16 protein-coding genes and 4 tRNA genes are annotated in these 21,246 nt (G+C 64.7%); all 20 read right to left on the reverse strand.

Annotated elements, in window-relative coordinates; all coding sequences use genetic code 11:
* Nucleotides 1–52 precede the first annotated feature (52 nt).
* Nucleotides 53–2,143, reverse strand: a complete 2,091-nt coding sequence (gene fusA, locus OY559_RS14795) for an elongation factor G (protein ID WP_192201787.1) — start codon at nucleotides 2,141–2,143, stop codon at nucleotides 53–55.
* Between the two features lie 175 nt (nucleotides 2,144–2,318).
* Complete coding sequence (rpsG, locus tag OY559_RS14800; RefSeq protein WP_192201789.1) at nucleotides 2,319–2,786, reverse strand: 30S ribosomal protein S7; 468 nt, start codon at nucleotides 2,784–2,786, stop codon at nucleotides 2,319–2,321.
* A 12-nt stretch (nucleotides 2,787–2,798) separates the two neighbouring features.
* Nucleotides 2,799–3,173 carry a 30S ribosomal protein S12 gene (gene rpsL / locus OY559_RS14805; RefSeq protein ID WP_055945224.1) on the reverse strand — a complete coding sequence of 125 codons (375 nt, stop codon included), beginning with the start codon at nucleotides 3,171–3,173 and terminating at the stop codon, nucleotides 2,799–2,801.
* A gap of 234 nt (nucleotides 3,174–3,407) precedes the next feature.
* Nucleotides 3,408–7,640 carry a DNA-directed RNA polymerase subunit beta' gene (gene rpoC, locus OY559_RS14810; RefSeq protein WP_277726986.1) on the reverse strand — a complete coding sequence of 1,411 codons (4,233 nt, stop codon included), beginning with the start codon at nucleotides 7,638–7,640 and terminating at the stop codon, nucleotides 3,408–3,410.
* A gap of 91 nt (nucleotides 7,641–7,731) precedes the next feature.
* Nucleotides 7,732–11,883 carry a DNA-directed RNA polymerase subunit beta gene (rpoB, locus tag OY559_RS14815; RefSeq protein WP_277726987.1) on the reverse strand — a complete coding sequence of 1,384 codons (4,152 nt, stop codon included), beginning with the start codon at nucleotides 11,881–11,883 and terminating at the stop codon, nucleotides 7,732–7,734.
* 236 nt (nucleotides 11,884–12,119) lie between these two features.
* Complete coding sequence (gene rplL / locus OY559_RS14820) at nucleotides 12,120–12,491, reverse strand: 50S ribosomal protein L7/L12 (RefSeq protein WP_277726989.1); 372 nt, start codon at nucleotides 12,489–12,491, stop codon at nucleotides 12,120–12,122.
* Between the two features lie 60 nt (nucleotides 12,492–12,551).
* Complete coding sequence (gene rplJ, locus OY559_RS14825) at nucleotides 12,552–13,088, reverse strand: 50S ribosomal protein L10 (RefSeq protein WP_192201795.1); 537 nt, start codon at nucleotides 13,086–13,088, stop codon at nucleotides 12,552–12,554.
* Nucleotides 13,089–13,458: 370 nt separating this feature from the next.
* Nucleotides 13,459–14,157, reverse strand: a complete 699-nt coding sequence (gene rplA / locus OY559_RS14830; RefSeq protein WP_142126301.1) for a 50S ribosomal protein L1 — start codon at nucleotides 14,155–14,157, stop codon at nucleotides 13,459–13,461.
* 3 nt (nucleotides 14,158–14,160) lie between these two features.
* A complete protein-coding gene (gene rplK, locus OY559_RS14835; RefSeq protein WP_055945202.1) occupies nucleotides 14,161–14,589 on the reverse strand; it encodes a 50S ribosomal protein L11 in 429 nt (142 codons plus the stop codon).
* 200 nt (nucleotides 14,590–14,789) lie between these two features.
* Nucleotides 14,790–15,347 carry a transcription termination/antitermination protein NusG gene (gene nusG / locus OY559_RS14840; protein ID WP_142126302.1) on the reverse strand — a complete coding sequence of 186 codons (558 nt, stop codon included), beginning with the start codon at nucleotides 15,345–15,347 and terminating at the stop codon, nucleotides 14,790–14,792.
* 13 nt (nucleotides 15,348–15,360) lie between these two features.
* Nucleotides 15,361–15,750, reverse strand: a complete 390-nt coding sequence (gene secE, locus OY559_RS14845) for a preprotein translocase subunit SecE (protein ID WP_277726991.1) — start codon at nucleotides 15,748–15,750, stop codon at nucleotides 15,361–15,363.
* 62 nt (nucleotides 15,751–15,812) lie between these two features.
* A tRNA-Trp gene (locus OY559_RS14850) sits at nucleotides 15,813–15,888 on the reverse strand.
* Nucleotides 15,889–16,037: 149 nt separating this feature from the next.
* A complete protein-coding gene (gene tuf / locus OY559_RS14855) occupies nucleotides 16,038–17,228 on the reverse strand; it encodes an elongation factor Tu (RefSeq protein ID WP_192272445.1) in 1,191 nt (396 codons plus the stop codon).
* 35 nt (nucleotides 17,229–17,263) lie between these two features.
* A tRNA-Thr gene (locus OY559_RS14860) sits at nucleotides 17,264–17,339 on the reverse strand.
* A gap of 52 nt (nucleotides 17,340–17,391) precedes the next feature.
* A tRNA-Gly gene (locus OY559_RS14865) sits at nucleotides 17,392–17,465 on the reverse strand.
* Nucleotides 17,466–17,503: 38 nt separating this feature from the next.
* Nucleotides 17,504–17,589 (reverse strand) — tRNA-Tyr (locus tag OY559_RS14870).
* 109 nt (nucleotides 17,590–17,698) lie between these two features.
* Nucleotides 17,699–18,790, reverse strand: coding sequence for a redox-regulated ATPase YchF (ychF, locus tag OY559_RS14875; RefSeq protein WP_142125895.1), 1,092 nt, complete (start codon nucleotides 18,788–18,790; stop codon nucleotides 17,699–17,701).
* Nucleotides 18,791–18,866: 76 nt separating this feature from the next.
* Complete coding sequence (gene pth / locus OY559_RS14880; RefSeq protein ID WP_277726993.1) at nucleotides 18,867–19,448, reverse strand: aminoacyl-tRNA hydrolase; 582 nt, start codon at nucleotides 19,446–19,448, stop codon at nucleotides 18,867–18,869.
* A 51-nt stretch (nucleotides 19,449–19,499) separates the two neighbouring features.
* Nucleotides 19,500–20,153, reverse strand: a complete 654-nt coding sequence (locus OY559_RS14885; protein ID WP_277726994.1) for a 50S ribosomal protein L25/general stress protein Ctc — start codon at nucleotides 20,151–20,153, stop codon at nucleotides 19,500–19,502.
* Nucleotides 20,154–20,264: 111 nt separating this feature from the next.
* Complete coding sequence (locus tag OY559_RS14890; RefSeq protein WP_055940747.1) at nucleotides 20,265–21,224, reverse strand: ribose-phosphate diphosphokinase; 960 nt, start codon at nucleotides 21,222–21,224, stop codon at nucleotides 20,265–20,267.
* Nucleotides 21,225–21,246 lie beyond the last annotated feature (22 nt).

Genomic DNA, 21,246 nt, shown 5'->3' on the forward strand with positions numbered 1-21,246 from the left:
GATTCGTGACGGGAATGCAGGACATCGCAGTCGCGATGCCCTGCCCCAACTCTTAGTTCTTCTTGACGACCGCGTCGGCGATGTTGGCTGGCGCTTCCGCGTAGTGGTCGAACTCCATCGAGAACGTGGCGCGACCCTGCGACATCGAACGCAGCGTGGTGGCGTAGCCGAACATTTCGCCCAGCGGCACCATCGCGGCGATCACCTTGCCGGACGGACTGTCGTCCTGACCCTGCAGGATGCCGCGACGACGGCTCACGTCGCCCATCACGTCGCCCAGGTAGTCCTCCGGGGTGACGATCTCGACCTTCATCATCGGCTCCAGCAGGACCGGCTGGGCCTTGCTGAAAGCTTCCTTGAAGGCCATCGAGCCGGCGACCTTGAACGCCATTTCGTTCGAGTCGACGTCATGGAACGAACCGTCGACCGCCTTGATGGCGATGTCGACGACCGGGAAGCCGGCCAGCGGACCGCTCTTCAATGCGTCCTCGATGCCCTTGCCTGCTGCAGCGACGTATTCCTTCGGCACCACGCCACCGACGATGGCGCTTTCGTACGAGAAGCCGACACCACGCTCGACCGGCGACATCTCGATGACGATGTGGCCGTACTGGCCGCGACCGCCCGACTGGCGCACGAACTTGCCTTCCTGCTTGACCGCCTTGCGGATGGTCTCGCGGTAGGCCACCTGCGGCTTGCCGACGTTGGCTTCCACGTTGAACTCGCGCTTCATGCGGTCCACGAGGATTTCCAGGTGCAACTCGCCCATGCCCGAGATGATCGTCTGGCCGGATTCCTCGTCGGTCTTGACGCGGAAAGAGGGATCTTCCTGCGCCAGGCGACCCAGGGCCAAGCCCATCTTCTCCTGGTCGGACTTGGTCTTCGGCTCCACGGCCATCGAGATGACGGGCTCCGGGAACACCATGCGCTCCAGGGTGATGATGTGGTCGAGCGAGCACAGCGTGTCACCGGTGGTGACGTCCTTCAGGCCCACGGCGGCGGCGATGTCGCCAGCGCGCACTTCCTTGATTTCGTCACGCTGGTTGGAGTGCATCTGCAGGATGCGGCCCACGCGTTCCTTCTTCGACTTGACCGGGTTGTACACCGCGTCGCCGGAATTCAGCACGCCCGAGTAGACGCGGAAGAACGTCAGCGAGCCGACGAACGGGTCGGTCATGATCTTGAAGGCAAGCGCGGAGAACGGCTCGTTGTCACCCGCCTTGCGGGTGTCTTCCTTCTCGTTCTCGTCGATGCCCTGCACCGGCGGACGATCCGTCGGCGACGGCAGCAGCTGGATCACGCCGTCCAGCATGGCCTGCACGCCCTTGTTCTTGAACGCGGAGCCGCAGTAGACCGGGATCACTTCCACCTTCAGCGTGCGCTCGCGCAGGCCCGCGATGATTTCGGCCTCGGAGAGATCGCCTTCGTTGAGGTACTTGTCCATCAGCGCTTCGCTGGCTTCGGCCGCAGCCTCCACCATGAAGGCACGATCCGTCGCGGCCTTGTCGGCCAACTCGGCGGGGATGTCGCGGTACTCGAACTTGGTGCCCTGGGAAGCCACATCCCAGTGGATGTACTTCATCTTCAGCAGGTCGATGACGCCCTCGAAGCCGTCCTCGGCGCCGACCGGCACCTGCATCGGCACCGGATAGGCACCCAGGCGCGACTTCAACTGGTCGACGACCTTGGCGAAGTCGGCACCGGTACGGTCCATCTTGTTGACAAACGCGAGGCGCGGCACGGCGTACTTGTTGGCCTGGCGCCACACGGTCTCGGACTGCGGCTGCACGCCACCGACGGCGCACAGCACGAACACCGCGCCATCGAGCACGCGCAGCGAACGCTCGACTTCGATGGTGAAGTCGACGTGGCCGGGGGTATCGATGATGTTGAAGCGGTGCTGCGGCAGGGACTTGTCCATGCCGGTCCAGAACGCCGTGGTGGCGGCGGACGTGATGGTGATGCCGCGCTCCTGCTCCTGCTCCATCCAGTCCATGGTCGCGGCACCATCGTGCACTTCACCGATCTTGTGGCTGACGCCGGTGTAGAACAGGATGCGCTCGGACGTGGTGGTCTTGCCGGCGTCGATGTGCGCCATGATGCCGAAATTGCGGTAACGCTCGATGGGAGTGGTGCGAGCCACGACAGTCTCTCTTTTCTGATGGAGGGCCGGCGGGATGCCTGGGCCTTCCGTGGAGGGCGGATCTTCAGATGGCCGAATGCCGCCTTTCGGCGGCCTTCGGGGAGGAGCGCTGGAGTGCGCTCCAAGGGCACCTACATGGTGCCAAAGGCCCTTGTTCGCAAGGGCCCGGAGGCCGTTACCAGCGGTAGTGCGCGAACGCCTTGTTCGCTTCCGCCATGCGGTGGGTCTCTTCACGCTTCTTGATGGCGCCGCCGCGGTTCTCGGAGGCATCCAGCAGCTCGGCAGCCAGCTTGCGCGGCATGGAGTTCTCGCCGCGCTTGCGGGCGGATTCGATCAGCCAGCGCATCGCCAGCGCCATGCGACGCGAGGAACGCACTTCGACCGGCACCTGGTAGGTGGCGCCACCGACGCGACGCGACTTCACTTCGACCGCCGGGGACACATTGTCCAGCGCCTTCTCGACCAGTTCGAGGGCATTGGGGTTCTTCTCGCCGATGACATCCATCGCACCGTAGACGATCTTCTCGGCGACGGACTTCTTGCCGCTCAGCATCACCATGTTGATGAAGCGGGCGATCGTCTGGCTGCCGTGCTTGGGATCCGGCAGGACTTCACGTTGGGGGGCAGAGCCTTTACGCGACATGATTCTTTTTCCTTAGGCCTTGGGACGCTTGGCGCCGTACTTGGAACGGCCCTGGCGGCGCTTGGCGACGCCCGAGGCGTCGAGCGAACCGCGCACGGTGTGATAGCGCACGCCCGGCAGATCCTTCACGCGACCGCCGCGCACGAGCACCACGGAGTGCTCCTGCAGGTTGTGGCCTTCACCGCCGATGTAGCTGATGATTTCTTCCTGGTTGGTCAGGCGCACCTTAGCGACCTTGCGAAGGGCCGAGTTGGGCTTCTTCGGGGTGGTCGTGTAGACGCGGGTGCACACGCCGCGACGCTGCGGGCAGTTGTCCAGCGCGGGCGACTGGCTCTTGTACGTGGGGGCCTGCCGCGGCTTGCGGACCAGCTGATTGACGGTTGCCATAGTGGGTTCTTCGTGTGAAGGCCGGAGCCTTGTTTGACATGAAAACGAAGGCAGGCCGCAAGACGGCCCACCTAGACGGAAAAGTATAGCCGGCATCCCGCCCGACCGTCAACGCGACGGAGGTGGGTGCCTGCCAACTGACTGCGATCCCGCCCATCCTGGGCCGAAAACGAGGCGCTTCCTGCGCCTCTTTTCGTGGTCTGGGACGGCCCGGAGGCCGTCAGGTAGTACGGTTTAGCTGGCGCTGGACTCCTCGCCGGCTTCGTCGATGGCGGCGGCCGCGGTCGCCGGAGCGGCCTCGGCGCTGCCGCCCGACAGGGCATTCACTTCCGCCTCGGTCAGGCCCGAAGCATTGCGACGGCGCTGGTTGTGGTACGCCAGGCCGGTACCCGCCGGGATGAGGCGGCCGACGATGACGTTTTCCTTCAGTCCGCGCAGGGTGTCACGGGTGCCGCGGACGGCCGCTTCGGTCAACACGCGCGTGGTCTCCTGGAAGGAGGCCGCCGAGATGAACGACTCGGTCGCCAGCGAGGCCTTGGTGATGCCCAGCAGCACCGGGTCGTACTTCGCAGGCAGCTCGTTACGGGCCAACAGCTTGGCGTTCTCTTCGATAAAGCGTTGCTTCTCGACCTGCTCGCCGGCCAGGAACTTGCTGTTGCCGGCGTCGGTGATCTCCACCTTGCGCAGCATCTGGCGCGTGATGACCTCGATGTGCTTGTCGTTGATCTTCACGCCCTGCAGGCGGTAGACGTCCTGGATCTCCTTGACCAGGTAGGCCGCCAGCGGCTCGACGCCCAGCAGGCGCAGGATGTCCTGCGGGCTCGGCTCGCCGTCGACGATGGTTTCGCCCTTGGCCACGTGCTCGCCTTCGAACACGATGATCTGGCGGAACTTCGGAATCAGCTCTTCGTGCTCCGAACCATCGGTGTCCTTGATGATCAGGCGCTGCTTGCCCTTGGTGTCCTTGCCGAAGCTGATGATGCCGGAGCGCTCGGCCAGGATCGCCGGATCCTTCGGCTTGCGGGCTTCGAACAGGTCGGCGACTCGCGGCAGACCGCCGGTGATGTCGCGGGTCTTGGACGCTTCCTGCGGCACCTTGGTGACCACGTCGCCCACGCCGACGGGCGCGCCGTCCTGCAGGTTGACGATCGAGCGCGGCGGCAGCAGGTACTGCGCCGGCAGGTCGGTACCCGGGATGCTCAGGTCCTTGCCGTCCTTGTCCACGATGCGGACGATCGGGCGCAGGTCCTTGCCCTGCGAACCGCGACGCTTCGGATCGGTGATCTCGCGCGAGGCCAGGCCCGTCAGGTCGTCGGTCTTCTCGATGACGGTGACGCCATCCACGAAGTCGACGAAGCGCACGAAGCCGGCCACTTCCGACACGATCGGGTGGTTATGCGGATCCCAGTTCGCCACGGCCTGGCCGGCGGTGATCTGGTCGCCGTCCTTGACGTTGATGGTGGCGCCATAGGGCAGCTTGTAGCGCTCGCGCTCGCGACCGTGGCCGTCGAGCACCGACAGTTCACCCGAACGCGACACCGCGACCAGGCTGCCGTTGGCGTGTTCGACGAACTTGAGGTTGTTGAACTTGATCGAGCCGGTGGTCTTGACGGTGATGTTGTCGACCGCCGCCGCACGCGATGCCGCACCACCGATGTGGAACGTACGCATGGTCAGCTGGGTGCCGGGCTCGCCGATCGACTGGGCGGCGATGACGCCAACCGCTTCGCCGATGTTGACGATGTGGCCACGGGCCAGGTCGCGACCGTAGCAGTGCGCGCAGACGCCGAAATCGGATTCGCAGGTGATGGTGGAGCGCACCTTCAGCGCCTGCACACCGGCGTCTTCCAGCTTCTGCACCCAGGCTTCGTCCAGCAGCGTGTTGCGGGTGACGATCGGATCCTCGTCGTTGCCCGGCAGGAACACGTCCTCGGCCACGATGCGGCCCAGCACGCGGTCACGCAGCGGTTCGACCACGTCGCCGCCTTCCACGATCGGGGTCATCATCAGGCCTTCCGACGTACCGCAGTCGACCTCGGTGATCACCACGTCCTGCGCCACGTCGACCAGGCGGCGGGTCAGGTAACCGGAGTTCGCCGTCTTCAGCGCGGTATCGGCCAGACCCTTTCGGGCACCGTGGGTGGAGTTGAAGTACTCCTGCACGTTCAGGCCTTCGCGGAAGTTCGCCTTGATGGGCGTCTCAATGATCGAACCATCGGGGCGGGCCATCAGGCCGCGCATGCCGGCCAGCTGGCGGATCTGCGCCTGGCTGCCGCGGGCACCGGAGTCGGCCATGATGTACAGCGAGTTCATCGACTTCTCGTTGATGGTCTCGCCCTTGGCGTTCTGCACCTTGTCGGTACCGATGGTTTCCATCATCGCCTTGGCGATGCGCTCGTTGGTGCGCGACCAGATGTCGACCACCTTGTTGTAGCGCTCACCCGCGGTGACCAGGCCGCTCTGGTACTGCTCCTGGATTTCCAGCACTTCCTGTTCGGCTTCGCCCAGGATGCCCTTCTTCTCGGCCGGGATCAGCATGTCGTCGATGCCGATGGAGACGCCGGCGCGCGTGGCGTACGCGAAGCCGGTGTACATCAGCTTGTCGGCGAACACGACCGTGTCCTTCAGGCCCAGCATGCGGTAGCTGGAGTTGATCAGGCGGCTGATGGCCTTCTTGTTCAACTCGGTGTTGACCAGGGCGAACGGCAGGCCTTCCGGCAGGATCTCGGCCAGCAGGGCGCGACCGATCGTGGTGTCCACGATACTGGTCTGCTTGCTGCGGCCACCTTCCTCGTCGATCACGGTGCCGCTGATGCGGACCTTGACCTTCGCATGCAGCTCGACGGCACGGTTGTCGTAGGCGCGCTTGACCTCGGCGATGTTGGCGAACGCCATGCCCTCGCCCTTCTTGTTCTCCAGCGCGCGGGTCATGTAGTACAGACCGAGCACGACGTCCTGCGACGGCACGATGATCGGCTCGCCGTTGGCGGGCGACAGGATGTTGTTGGACGACATCATCAGCGCGCGTGCTTCCAGCTGGGCTTCGAGGCTCAGCGGGACGTGCACGGCCATCTGGTCACCGTCGAAGTCGGCGTTGAACGCCGTGCAGACCAGCGGGTGCAGCTGGATGGCCTTGCCTTCGATCAGCACCGGCTCGAACGCCTGGATGCCCAGGCGGTGCAGCGTCGGTGCACGGTTCAGCAGCACCGGGTGCTCGCGGATGACCTCTTCCAGGATGTCCCAGACGTCGGCTTCTTCGCGCTCGACCAGCTTCTTGGCGGCCTTGATGGTGGTGGCCAGGCCACGACGCTGCAGCTTGGCGAACACGAACGGCTTGAACAGCTCCAGCGCCATCTTCTTCGGCAGGCCGCACTCGTGCAGGCGCAGGGTCGGGCCGACCACGATGACCGAACGGCCGGAGTAGTCGACGCGCTTGCCCAGCAGGTTCTGGCGGAAGCGGCCCTGCTTGCCCTTGATCATGTCGGCCAACGACTTGAGCGGGCGCTTGTTGGTGCCGGTGATGGCGCGGCCGCGACGGCCGTTGTCCATCAGGGCATCAACCGATTCCTGCAGCATGCGCTTTTCGTTGCGCACGATGATGTCGGGAGCATTCAACTCCAGCAGGCGGCGCAGGCGGTTGTTGCGGTTGATGACGCGGCGATACAGATCGTTCAGGTCGGAGGTCGCGAAGCGGCCACCGTCAAGCGGCACCAGCGGACGCAGGTCCGGCGGCAGCACCGGCAGCACGGTCATGACCATCCATTCCGGACGGTTGCCCGATTCCAGGAACGCTTCCATCAGCTTGATGCGCTTGGTGAGGCGCTTGAGCTTGGTCTCCGAACCGGTGCTGGCGATTTCCTCGCGCAGGTTCACCATCTCGGCCTGCAGATCGATCGTACGCAGCAGGTCGTAAACGGCCTCGGCGCCCATGGCGGCGTCGAAGTCGTCGCCGTGTTCCTGGCGCGCCTGCATGAACTGCTCTTCGGTCAGCAGCTGGCGGCGCTCGAGCGAGGTCAGGCCCGGCTCGGTGACCACGTAGGCTTCGAAGTACAGCACGCGCTCGATGTCGCGCAGTGTCATGTCCAGCATCAGGCCGATGCGCGAGGGCAGCGACTTCAGGAACCAGATGTGCGCGACCGGGCTGGCCAGGTCGATGTGGCCCATGCGCTCGCGGCGCACCTTGGCCAGCGTCACTTCGGTGCCGCACTTCTCGCAGACCACGCCGCGGTGCTTCATGCGCTTGTACTTGCCGCACAGGCACTCGTAGTCCTTGATCGGGCCGAAGATGGCCGAGCAGAACAGGCCGTCGCGTTCCGGCTTGAAGGTGCGGTAGTTGATGGTTTCCGGCTTCTTCACTTCGCCGAAGGACCACGAACGGATCAGGTCCGGCGAGGCCAGCGCGATCTTGATCGCGTCGAAGTCCAGCGTCTGGCGCTGCTGGTTGAAGAGGTTGAGCAGGTCTTTCATTTTGTTTCTCCGTCAGGAGGAATCTTTGTCGAGGGCGGGTTGACCGTATCCGGAAGGCGCGGGGCCGCTGAGGGCCGCCGCGCCGTTGCGATCAGTCTTCCAGTTCCATGTTGATGGCGAGCGAGCGGATTTCCTTCACCAGCACGTTGAAGGATTCCGGCATGCCCGCGACCATCTCGTGGGCACCATCGACGATGTTCTTGTACATCTGGTTGCGGCCCTGCACGTCGTCCGACTTGACCGTCAGCATTTCCTGCAGGGTGTGCGCCGCGCCGTAGGCTTCCAGCGCCCAGACTTCCATTTCACCGAAGCGCTGGCCACCGAACTGCGCCTTGCCGCCCAGCGGCTGCTGGGTGACGAGCGAGTACGGACCGGTGGAGCGCGCGTGCATCTTGTCGTCCACCAGGTGGTTCAGCTTCAGCATGTGCATGTAGCCGACCGTGGTGTGGCGGTCGAACGCCTCGCCGGTGCGGCCGTCGTACAGCTGGGTCTGGCCGCTGATCGGCAGGTCCGCGAGTTCGAGCATGTGCTTGATCTCGGTTTCCGCCGCGCCGTCGAACACCGGGGTGGCCATCGGCACGCCGTCGGTCAGGTTCTGCGCCAGCGCGATCAGTTCCTTGTCGCTGAACTGGTCCAGGTCCACGCGGTCCTCGCCCAGCTTCTGGTCGTGGTTGTAGATCTGGGTCAGGAACTTGCGCAGGTCGGCGACCTTGGCCTGGGCTTCCAGCATGTTCTGGATCTTGCGACCCAGCCCCTTGGCGGCCCAGCCCAGGTGCACTTCCAGCACCTGGCCGATGTTCATGCGCGACGGCACGCCCAGCGGGTTCAGCACGATGTCCACGGTCTCGCCGGTGGCCATGTAGGGCATGTCCTCGACAGGCACGATCGTCGACACCACACCCTTGTTGCCGTGGCGGCCGGCCATCTTGTCGCCCGGCTGGATGCGGCGCTTCACGGCCAGGTACACCTTGACCATCTTCAGCACGCCCGGAGCGAGGTCGTCGCCGGCGGTGATCTTGCCGCGCTTGTCGGCGAAGCGACGCTCGAACTCCTTCTCGTGCGCCTGGATCTGCATCTGGGCGCGTTCGATGGCGTCGGACGCGTCATCGTCCTTCATGCGCAGGGTGAACCACTCGGACTTCTTCAGACCGTCGAGGTAGGCATCGGTGATCGCATCACCCTTCTTCAGCGTGCCCGGACCGCCGTTGGCGACCTTGCCGACCAGCTGCGAGCGCAGGCGGGCGTAGATGGCGCCTTCCAGGATGCGGAACTGGTCATCGAAGTCCTTCTTGACGCGCTTGATCTCGTTTTCCTCGATCTGGCGCGCGCGCTTGTCCTTCTCGATGCCGTCGCGGGTGAAGACCTGCACGTCGATGACGGTGCCGTCCATGCCCGGGGGCACGCGCAGCGAGCTGTCCTTCACATCGGACGCCTTCTCGCCGAAGATCGCGCGCAGCAGCTTCTCTTCCGGGGTCAGCTGGCTCTCGCCCTTCGGCGTCACCTTGCCCACCATGATGTCGCCGGCGCGCACCTCCGCACCGATGTACACCACGCCGCTCTCGTCCAGGCGGTTCAGCGCCTGCTCGGAGACGTTCGGGATGTCCGCGGAGATTTCCTCCGGTCCCAGCTTGGTGTCGCGCGCGACGCAGGTCAGCTCTTCGATGTGGATCGTGGTGTAGCGATCCTCTTCCACCACGCGCTCGGAGAGCAGGATGGAGTCTTCGAAGTTGTAGCCGTTCCACGGCATGAACGCGATCAGCATGTTCTGGCCCAGCGCCAGCTCACCGATGTCGGTCGAGGGACCGTCGGCCAGCACGTCGCCGCGCGCGACCACGTCGCCCACGTTCACCAGCGGACGCTGGTTGATGCAGGTGTTCTGGTTGGAGCGCGTGTACTTGATCAGCGAATAGATGTCGACGCCGGCATCGGTTTCGCCGGAGATTTCGACTTCGTTGACCTTGACCACGATGCGGCCGGCGTCGATCTGCTCGACCACGCCGCCACGGCGGGCGTTCACGGTCACGCCCGAGTCGCGCGCCACGGCGCGCTCGATGCCGGTGCCGACCAGCGGCTTCTGCGCACGCAGCGTGGGCACGGCCTGGCGCTGCATGTTGGCGCCCATCAGTGCGCGGTTGGCGTCGTCGTGCTCCAGGAACGGCACCAGCGCCGCAGCGACCGACACGGTCTGCATCGGCGAGACGTCCATGTAGTCCACTTCGCTCGGCGGCTTCAGCAGCGATTCGCCCTGGTAACGGCACGGCACGAACTGCTCGGTCAGGCGGCTCTTGGCGTCATGCAGCGCGTTGGCCTGCGCGATGACGTACTCGTTTTCCTCGATCGCCGACAGGTACTCGATCTCGTCGGTGATCATCCCGTCCACGACCTTGCGGTACGGCGTCTCGAGGAAGCCATAACCGTTGGTGCGGGCGTACACGGCCAGCGAGTTGATCAGGCCGATGTTCGGGCCTTCCGGCGTCTCGATGGTGCAGACGCGGCCGTAATGGGTCGGGTGCACGTCGCGGACTTCGAAGCCGGCGCGCTCGCGGGTCAGGCCGCCCGGGCCCAGGGCCGAAACGCGACGCTTGTGCGTGACTTCCGACAGCGGGTTGTTCTGGTCCATGAACTGCGACAGCTGCGAGGAGCCGAAGAACTCCTTGATCGCGGCGGCCACCGGCTTGGCGTTGATCAGTTCCTGCGGCGTCAGGCCTTCGGACTCGGCCATCGACAGGCGCTCCTTCACGGCGCGCTCGACGCGAACCAGGCCCACGCGGAAGACGTTCTCGGCCATTTCGCCGACCGAACGCACGCGGCGGTTGCCCAGGTGGTCGATGTCATCGACGGTGCCGCGGCCGTTGCGGATCTCGGTCAGGACCTTGATGACATCCAGGATGTCCGAGGTCTCGCCGAGGCTGGCGACCAGGCGCTTGGCTTCTTCATCGTTGCGCGCGCCGAAGTACTTCTTGTCGTACAACACGGCTTCGCCGGTGGTTTCCTTGCGGCCCACGCGACGGTTGAACTTCATGCGACCGACGTTCGACAGGTCGTAGCGCTCGAAGGTGAAGAACAGGTTGTGGAACAGGTTCTGCGCGGCATCCTTGGTCGGCGGTTCGCCGGGACGCATCATGCGGTAGATCTCGACCAGCGCTTCCAGCTGCGTCTTGGTCGGATCGATGCGCAGGGTGTTGGACAGGTACGGGCCGCGGTCCAGATCGTTGACCCACAACGTACCCACGGCGTCCACGCCGGCCTTGCGGAACTTGGCCAGCTGGTCGTCGGTGATCTCATCGTTGGCGGAAGCCAGCAGCTCGCCGGTGTTGGCGTCGATCACGTCGTGCGAGAGGATGCGGCCGACCAGGTATTCATCCGGCACGGCCAGGGCGGCGATGCCGGACTGTTCCAGCTGCTTCACGTGGCGCGCGGTGATGCGCTTGCCGGCTTCCACGATGACCTTGTCGCCATCGGCCAGGTCGAAGTTCAGCGTTTCGCCGCGCAGGCGCTCGGCGACCAGTTCCAGTTGCACGCCTTCCGGCAGGATGTGGAACGTGTTGACGTCGAAGAACTCGTTGAGCATCTCCTCGTTGGAGTAGCCCAGCGCGCGCAGCAGGATCGAGACCGGCAGCTTGCGGCGACGGTCGATGCGCGTGAACAGCGCGTCCTTCGGGTCGAACTCGAAGTCCAGCCAGGAGCCGCGGTAAGGAATGATGCGGGCGCTGTACAGCAGCTTGCCCGAGCTGTGGGTCTTGCCACGGTCGTGGTCGAAGAACACGCCCGGCGAGCGGTGCAGCTGGGAGACGATGACGCGCTCGGTGCCGTTGACGATGAAGGTGCCGTTGTCGGTCATGAGCGGGATTTCGCCCAGATAGACCTCCTGCTCCTTCACGTACTTGATGGCCTTGGTGGACGACTCGCGGTCGTAGATCACCAGGCGGACGGTGACGCGCAGCGGTGCGCCGTAGCTCAGGCCGCGGTTGCGGCACTCGCGCTCGTCGAACACCGGCTCGCCGAGCTTGTAGCCGACATATTCCAGCGCGGCGTTGCCGCTGTAGCTGGCGATCGGGAAGACCGACTTCAGCGCGGCATGCAGGCCACGGTCTTCGCGCTTGGCGGCATCGGTGTGCTCCTGCAGGAACTCGCGGTAGGAGTCGACCTGGATGGCGAGCAGGAACGGGACCTCGAGGATCGACCGCTGCTTGCCGAAATCCTTGCGGATGCGCTTCTTTTCGGTGAACGAATATGTCGTCATGTGACTGTGCCTTTGGCAGCGTGGGGCGCGCGTCCGCGACCACACGGGGGACATTCTTTCGAACGGGGGAATTTTCAGTTGGAAGTCGCTGGTATTGCCGGCACCAGCACGCCTTCTGCCGCTACTTCCAACTACAAACTCGCGTTTACATCGCTACGTCTTGAAACGACCGAAGGCCAGGGGCTTTCGCCCCCGGCCTCGGGTTGTCGCCTGGGTGAACCGGCGACGGATACGGCTTACTTGACTTCGACGCTCGCACCAGCGGCTTCGAGGTCCTTCTTGAACTTCTCGGCATCTTCCTTCGACACGCCTTCCTTCAGCACGCCGCCGGCCTCGGTGAGGTCCTTGGCTTCCTTCAGGCCCAGGCCGGTGATGGCGCGGACAGCCTTGATGACGTCGACCTTCTTGGCACCGGCGTCCTTCAGGACGATAGTGAACTCGGTCTGCTCTTCGACCGGGGCGGCAGCGGCGGCCGGACCGGCAGCGGCGGCGACCGGGGCGGCGGCGGAGACGCCGAACTTCTCTTCGATGGCCTTGACCAGCTCCATCACTTCCATCAGGGTCTTGCCGGCAATGGCGTCGACGATCTGTTCGTTGGAAAGGGACATTGTGTTTACCTTTGGAAATTATCTGGGATTAGGGTTCGTAGAACCGTAAAGACGTCGAACTCAGGCTTCAGCCGGGGCTTCGGCAACGGCTTCCGCCGGCGCTTCGCCACCACCCTGCTTGTCGGCCACGGCCTTGACGGCACGGGCGAACATCGCGGCGGGCTCGGCCAGCACGCGGGCCAGCATGGCCAGCGCCTGATCGCGGGTCGGCAGCGATGCCAGGACTTCCACATGGCTGGCCGGATACAGCTGGCCACCCACGGAGACGACCTTCGGCTGCAGCTTGTCGTTACCCTTGGCGAATTCCTTGATCAGGCGACCGGCGGCGCCGGGCTCCTCGGTCGAAAACGCATACAGCAGCGGACCGACGAGCTTGTCCTGGACAACCTCGAACTCGGTACCGGCCACGGCACGCACGGCCAGCGTGTTCTTGACAACTTTCAAGTACACGCCGGTTTCGCGGGCCTTCTTGCGCATCGCGGTCATCTGACTGACCGTGGTGCCTGCGTATTCGGCGGCGACCAGGGAGTGCGCCTTGGCGGCGACGTCTGCCAGTTCGGCGACTACTTCTTGCTTCTGGGACAGATTGAGAGCCATACACTCCTCACTTATTGACTCCGCTCGCGGCTCCTGCCGCTCGCGGTCCTGGACGGCATCCATCCTGGATGCCGGGGACGCAGAGGTCCCGGCGGTGGCCTGTCTGACTGGCGACCTTGCGGTCGTGCTCCAGAAAACTTCCAGAAGGCGGCACCATCTACGCAGGCGCATTCCCGGGGGAATGGATTAAGCGGTCCCGCTGGCCACGACGGCGATTCCTTGCCAACACGAGCTTCCGTGCCCGTCGTCGTAGCGCGCTGAGCGCACCTGCGGTCTTTGACGGCTGTCGCTTGCACCGTTATCCGGCCTGGGCGACTGCCCTCAAAATTCGTTGCGCCCTGCCCCGCGTCGCGGAGCAGGGATGATGCGATTACTTCAGGGACAGCGAGGACTGGTCCACGGTCACGCCGGGGCCCATGGTCGAGCTGACCGAGATTTTCTGCAGGTACTGGCCCTTGGAGGTGGCCGGCTTGGCCTTCACCAGGTCGATCAGCAGCGCCTGCAGGTTCGACTTCAGCGCTTCGTCGTCGAAGCTGGCCTTGCCGATGGTGCAGTGGATGATGCCGGCCTTGTCGGTGCGGTAGCGCACCTGGCCCGACTTGGCGTTCTTCACCGCCTCGGCCGGGTTCGGCGACACGGTGCCGACCTTCGGGTTCGGCATCAGGCCGCGCGGGCCCAGGACCGTACCCAGCTTGCCGACCACGCGCATCGCGTCCGGCGTGGCGATGACCACGTCGTAGTTGATGTCGCCAGCCAGCATCTTCTCGGCCAGATCGTCCATGCCGACGGCTTCGGCGCCGGCAGCGGCGGCTTCGTCAGCCTTGGCGCCGGCCGGGGCGAACACCGCCACGCGGACCGACTTGCCGGTACCGGCGGGCAGCACGGTGGAACCGCGCACCTGCTGGTCGGACTTCTTGGCATCCACGCCCAGGCGCACGGCAACGTCGACGGACTCGACGAACTTCGCCTTGGTGGCGGTCTTGACGATCTTCAGGGCCTCGTCAATGGCGTACGCCTTGCCGGGCGTCACGGCGGCCAGGATGGCCTTCTGTCGCTTGTTCTGTGCCATCTCTTAACCCTCTACCGTCAGGCCCATGGAGCGGGCGGAGCCCGCGATCGTACGCACCGCTGCGTCCAGGTCGGCCGCGGTCAGGTCGGGTTCCTTCGCCTTGGCGATGTCCTCGAGCTGCTTGCGGGTGACCTTGCCCACCTTCTCGGTGTTCGGGCGCTTGGAGCCGGACGTGATGCCGACGGCCTTCTTCAGCAGGATCGACGCCGGCGGCGTCTTCGTGATGAAGGTGAAGGTACGGTCGGAATAGGCCGTGATGACCACCGGAATCGGCAGGCCCGGCTCCAGCTTCTGCGTGGCGGCGTTGAAGGCCTTGCAGAATTCCATGATGTTCAGGCCGCGCTGACCCAGCGCAGGACCGACCGGCGGCGAGGGGTTGGCCTGACCGGCCTTCACCTGCAGCTTGATGTAACCGACAACTTTCTTTGCCATGTGAGTACTCTCCGGGTGCTAGCGCCTGGTGTCAGGCTCCCCATCGGACCGGGAAAATCACGCGTCCCGGCATCGCGTTTTCTTGAACGCACCAATGGCCGCCCGAAGGCGGCCATGGTTCCTGCCCGGCGTCGCCGTCAGGGAGCCGCGCAGTATATCAGGGTTTCACGGGCCCGGCTGAACGCGCCGGACCTGCGGGGTCAGGCCTTCTCGACCTGCCCGAATTCCAGCTCCACCGGGGTGGAGCGGCCGAAGATCAGCACCGCCACGCGCAGGCGGCTCTTCTCGTAATTGACTTCCTCGACCACGCCATTGAAGTCGTTGAACGGACCATCGGTGACGCGGACCATCTCACCGGGCTCGAACAGCACCTTGGGCCGGGGCTTCTCGACGCCTTCCTGGACGCGGTCGAGAATGGCAGCCGCCTCTTCGTCACGGATCGGCAGCGGGCGATCGGCGGTGCCACCAATGAAGCCAAGCACCTTGGACGTGTCCTTCACCAGGTGCCAGCTTTCGTTGTCCATGCGCGGGATGCCGCCCTCGTCATGGGTTTCGATCTGGACCAGCACATAACCGGGGAAGAACTTGCGCTCGGAACGGCGCTTCTGGCCGGAGCGCATTTCCACGACTTCTTCGGTCGGGACCAGCACGTCGCCGAACTTCTCCTGCATGCCATCGCGGACGATGCGGTCGCGCAGGGCCTGGGCTACCGACTTCTCGAAGCCAGAATAAGCATGGACGACATACCAGCGCTTCACTGAGCGACTCTCCTCAACGGCCAAAATTCAGGAACCATTCGATCAACGCCTGGATGGCGAAGTCGAAACCGGCCAGGATCAGACTGAGCACGATCACCACGATGATCACCACCCACGTCGTGCGGGTCGCCTCTTCCCGGGTCGGCCACACAACCTTGCGCAGCTCGAACCGCGACTCGGACAGGAATTCGCGCGTATCACGGCCCTTGCCCGTCTGCAGGAACACCAGCGCACCCAGCACCAGCCCCGCGACCACCGCCAGCGAACGCAGCGGCGTGGCCCACTGGCCATTGAACCACCACCACGCGACTAGGCCACCGACGACCAGCGCAAGCGCCAGGACGTACTTGGCGATGTCGGCTGCGGGCGTGCCGGCTTTGGATTGTTCGACCTTGCTGTTCAAGTCAGTTGTCGCTCTTTAGCTCGAGGGGAGCACGGTAGACCCGGACTCCGCGAGGAAGGAAGTGGCACGCCAGGAGGGACTCGAACCCCCAACCTGCGGTTTTGGAGACCGCTGCTCTGCCAATTGAGCTACTGGCGTATCGATACAGCTACAACCTTCCCTTAGACGGCGAAGGCGGACCGAGGTTCCGGTCCGCCCTTGTCGCTTCATCAGGCCATGGATCCCTGCCTGCGCGGGGATGACGGCCGGACGAAGCCGGGTGGGCAGCGCCCACCCGGATCAGGACGTCACTTGATGATCTTGGCCACCACGCCGGCGCCGACAGTACGGCCGCCTTCGCGGATCGCGAAACGCAGGCCTTCGTCCATCGCCACCGGGTTGATCAGCGTCACCACCATCTTAATGTTGTCGCCCGGCATGACCATTTCCACGCCTTCCGGCAGGGTCACCGCACCGGTGATGTCGGTCGTGCGGAAGTAGAACTGCGGACGGTAACCCTTGAAGAACGGGGTGTGGCGGCCGCCTTCGTCCTTGCTCAGCACGTAGACTTCGGCTTCGAACTCGGTGTGCGGGGTGATCGAACCCGGCTTGGCCAGCACCTGGCCACGCTCCACGTCGTCACGCTTGGTGCCGCGCAGCAGCAGACCGGCGTTGTCGCCCGCCTGGCCCTGGTCCAGCAGCTTGCGGAACATTTCCACGCCCGTGACCGTGGTCTTCTGGGTCGGACGGATACCGACGATCTCGATTTCCTCGCCCACCTTGATCACGCCGCGCTCGATACGGCCGGTCACCACGGTGCCGCGACCCGAGATCGAGAACACGTCTTCCACCGGCATCAGGAACGGCTTGTCGACGTCGCGCTCCGGGGTCGGGATCCAGGTGTCCAGCGCATCGACCAGCTTCAGGATCGCCGGCACGCCGATCTCGCTCTGGTCGCCTTCCAGCGCCAGGCGGGCCGAGCCCGAGATGATCGGGGTGTCATCGCCCGGGAACTCGTACTTGCTCAGCAACTCGCGAACTTCCATCTCCACCAGCTCCAGCAGCTCGGCGTCGTCCACCATGTCGGCCTTGTTCAGGAACACGACGATGTACGGCACACCGACCTGGCGCGAGAGCAGGATGTGCTCGCGGGTCTGCGGCATCGGGCCGTCGGCGGCCGAGCACACCAGGATCGCACCGTCCATCTGGGCGGCACCGGTGATCATGTTCTTCACGTAGTCGGCGTGGCCCGGGCAATCCACGTGCGCGTAATGGCGCGAGGCGGATTCGTATTCCACGTGGGCCGTGGAGATCGTGATGCCGCGCGCCTTCTCTTCCGGCGCTGCGTCGATCGCGTCATAGGCCTTGAACTCGCCACCGAAACGCTCCGCGCCGATCTTCGTCAGCGCCGCCGTCAGCGTCGTCTTGCCGTGGTCAACGTGACCAATCGTGCCCACGTTCACGTGGGGCTTGGTGCGTTCGAACTTACCCTTTGCCATGGCTGCTGGTTCTCGAGTGGATCAATGGATGGAAGTGGTGCTCACGAAAGGAATCGAACCTTCGACCTCCTCCTTACCAAGGAGGTGCTCTACCGACTGAGCTACGTGAGCGTGAAACCGGTTGTGTCGCCTGGATTGCCGCAGATCCTGCACGGATGTTCAGTGGAGCGGGAGACGGGAATCGAACCCGCACTAGTAGCTTGGAAGGCTACAGTTCTACCATTGAACTACTCCCGCACCGGGAGACCACTACAACACGAAGCAACAACGAAAACTGGTGGAGGGAGGTGGATTCGAACCACCGAAGGCGTAAGCCAGCAGATTTACAGTCTGCCCCCGTTGGCCGCTTGGGTATCCCTCCGGGATCACCGGACTGACTGGGCTGGTGGGCCAAATCAAACCAGGGTGAAACAGCCCGAGATTTTGGCGTGTGCCGGTCCATCTGTCAACGCGCCGGACACACTTTTTTCTCAGACGTTGAACCGGAAATGCAGGACATCGCCTTCCTGCACACGATACTCCTTGCCCTCCAGCCGCAGGCGGCCCGCGTCGCGGGCGCCCGCCTCACCCTTGTATTTGAGGAAGTCGTCGAAGGCGATGGTCTCGGCCCGGATGAAGCCCTTCTCGAAATCCGTATGGATCACGGCCGCCGCCTGGGGAGCGGTGGACCCGGCCCGCACCGTCCACGCGCGCACTTCCTTGACGCCGGCGGTGAAGTAGGTCTGCAGGCCCAGCAGCGTATACGCCGCCCGGATGACCCGGTTCAGGCCAGGCTCGTCCAGGCCGAGATCGGTCAGGAAGGCGTCCCGGTCGGCATCATCCAGCTGGGACAGTTCTTCCTCGATGGCGGCCGACACCGGCACCACCTGGGCACCCTCGGTGGCGGCACGGGCGCGCACGGCGTCCAGGTGCGGGTTGTTCTCGAACCCGTCCTCCAGCACGTTGGCCACGTACATCACCGGCTTCAGGGTCAGTAGGAACAGGTCGCGGACCAGCGCCTTTTCTTCGTCATCGAGGCCCAGCGCGCGGCCGGGCTTGCCGTCGTTGAGGCCGGCCTGCAGCTTCTGCAGCACGGGCTTGCGGGCAATGGCGTCCTTCTCGCCCGCCTTGGCGGAGCGCTCGGCACGGTTGAGCGCCTTCTCGACACTCTCCAGGTCAGCCAGCGCCAGTTCGGTGTCGATGGTGTCGATGTCCGAAAGCGGGTCGATCCGGTTGTTGACGTGGATGACGTCATCGTTCTCGAAGCAGCGAACCACATGGGTGATCGCATCCACTTCGCGGATGTGCGCCAGGAACTTGTTGCCCAGACCTTCACCACTGGCGGCGCCCGCCACCAGGCCGGCGATGTCGACGAATTCCACCGCGGTCGGGATGACCTTCTGCGGCTTGACGATCTCGGCCAGCTGGTTGAGGCGCAGGTCCGGCACGGGCACCACGCCCACATTCGGCTCGATAGTGCAGAACGGGAAGTTGGCCGCGGCGATGCCCGCCTTGGTCAGCGCGTTGAACAGGGTGGACTTGCCTACGTTCGGCAGGCCTACGATGCCGCATTTGATACCCATGTCTACATCCGGGATTCGTGATTCGTGATTGGTGATTCGCGGCCCGATCCGTGCCCTGCAAATCACCAATCACCAATCACGGCTTCTGCGTGTGCAGCCGCGTCATCGCATCCATGAAGTTGCCCGCCACCGCCAGCGGCAGCACATCCAGGGCGTCGTCGATCGCCCGCGCGATCAGGATCTCGTCGTCCTTGCCCGGCTTGCCCAGCACCCAACTGGTCACCCGGTCCTTGTGGCCGGGATGACCGATGCCGATCCGCAACCGATGGAACTTGCCGTGCCCAAGATGCTGCATGGTGTCGCGCAGGCCATTCTGGCCGCCGTGGCCGCCGTCGAACTTCAGCCGCGCCGCGCCGGGCGCCAGATCCAGCTCATCATGCGCCAGCAGCGCCTCCTCCGGGGCGATCTTCCAGAAACGCAACGCCGCCGCGACCGACTTGCCGCTGAGGTTCATGTAGGTGGCCGGTTTCAGCAGCCAGACCGGCTGACGCGCGACCACGACTTTCGCGGTCTCGCCGAACAGCTTGCTGTCCAGCCCGAACCGCTCACCCTGCCGCTCCGCCAGGGCGTCGACAAAATGGAACCCGGCATTGTGCCGGGTTCGGGCATGTTCGGCACCGGGATTGCCCAGTCCGACGATGAGGCGCAAGCCTGCCATGGGGACGCACCGCGCACCCTCGCCCGCCGGAGCGGGCGAAGGCTCACGCGATTACTTGTCGTCCTTCTTGGCGACCTTGGCGGCCGGCACTTCGGCCGATTCCGCCGGAGCTTCTTCGACCTCTTCCTTGCCGTGCTTGGCGATCACGACGGCGACGTCGTGCTCCTTGCCCAGCTTCAGCTCGGGGATCGTGACGCCGGCCGGCAGCTTCACTTCCGACAGGTGGATCACCGCGCCGATGGCCAGGTCGGCCAGATCGATCTCGATGAATTCCGGCAGGTCCTTCGGCAGGCACTCGACGACGACTTCGTTCAGCTCGTGGGTGACCACGACTTCGGCGGACTTGCCGGCCGGCGACTTGTCTTCGTTGAGGAAGTGCAGCGGCACCGCGGTGCGCAGGGTCTCGTTCTCGTTCACGCGCTGGAAGTCCAGGTGCATGATCTGCTGCTTGAACGGGTGGCGCTGCATGTCACGCAGCAGGACCTTCTGGATGTCGCCATTGAGGCTCAGGTCCAGGATCGACGAGTAGAACCAGTCGTGCTGGGAGGCCAGCCAGACTTCGTTGTGGTTCAGCTGGATGCTGACCGGCTTGAGTTCGCCACCGTAGACGATGGCAGGCACGGTGCCCGCGTGACGGAGGCGGCGGCTCGCACCCTTACCCTCGTCTTCGCGGCGCTCGACCTTGATTTCATGTGTCTTAGCCATTTGCTTCACTACCTAGTTGTTGGACCGCCGTGTGGCGATCTGATGAAGGCTCATCCGCGACCAGATGAACCCGGAAAGCCACGCGCCGGTGTCCCGGCGTGCGGCGGAGAATCAATCCACGTACAGCGAGCTGACCGATTCGCCGAAAGCGATGCGGCGGATCGTTTCCGCCAGCAGTTCCGCCACCGACAGCTGGCGGATCTTGCTGCAGCCCTGCGCCTGCGGCGAGAGCGGGATGGTGTCGGTGACGACGAGTTCGTCGAGCACCGAGTTGTTCAGGTTGTCCACCGCCGGGCCGGAAAGCACGGGGTGGGTGCAGTACGCCGCCACCTTGTTGGCGCCGTGCTGCTTCAGCGCCGCCGCAGCGGCGCAGAGGGTGCCGGCGGTGTCGACGATGTCGTCCACCAGCACGCAGTCCTTGCCTTCCACGTCGCCGATGATGTTCATCACCGTGGCGACGTTGGCGCGCGGACGGCGCTTGTCGATGATGGCCAGATCGGCGTCATCCAGCCGCTTGGCCACTGCACGGGCGCGCACTACGCCGCCCACGTCGGGCGACACGACCAGCAGGTTCTCCGTGCCGTAGGCGCGCCAGATGTCGGCCAGCAGCAGCGGGGACGCGTACACGTTGTCGACCGGGATGTCGAAAAACCCCTGGATCTGGTCCGCGTGCAGATCGACCGTCAGCACGCGATCGGCGCTGACGGCGCCGAACATCTTCGCCGCCACCTTCGCCGTGATCGGCACGCGCGATGAGCGCATGCGGCGATCCTGACGGGCGTAGCCAAAGTACGGCACCACCGCGGTGACGCTGCTGGCCGAGGCGCGCTTCAGCGCATCAATCAGCACCAGCAACTCCACCAGGTTCTCGGCGCTCGGCGCGCAGGTCGGCTGCACGACGAACACTTCCTGCCGGCGCACGTTCTCCTGTATCTCGACCTGCACTTCGCCGTCCGAGAAACGGGATACCAGCGCCTTGCCCGGACGCACGCCCAGTTCGCGGCAGATGCTATTCGCCAACGGCTTGTTGGCGTTGCCGGAGAAGACAAGCAGGTTGCGTTCGTCTTGCATGGTCGTCTCGGCAGGTGCGGCT

The sequence above is a fragment of the Pseudoxanthomonas sp. SE1 genome, assembly GCF_029542205.1.
Taxonomy (GTDB): Bacteria; Pseudomonadota; Gammaproteobacteria; order Xanthomonadales; family Xanthomonadaceae; genus Pseudoxanthomonas_A.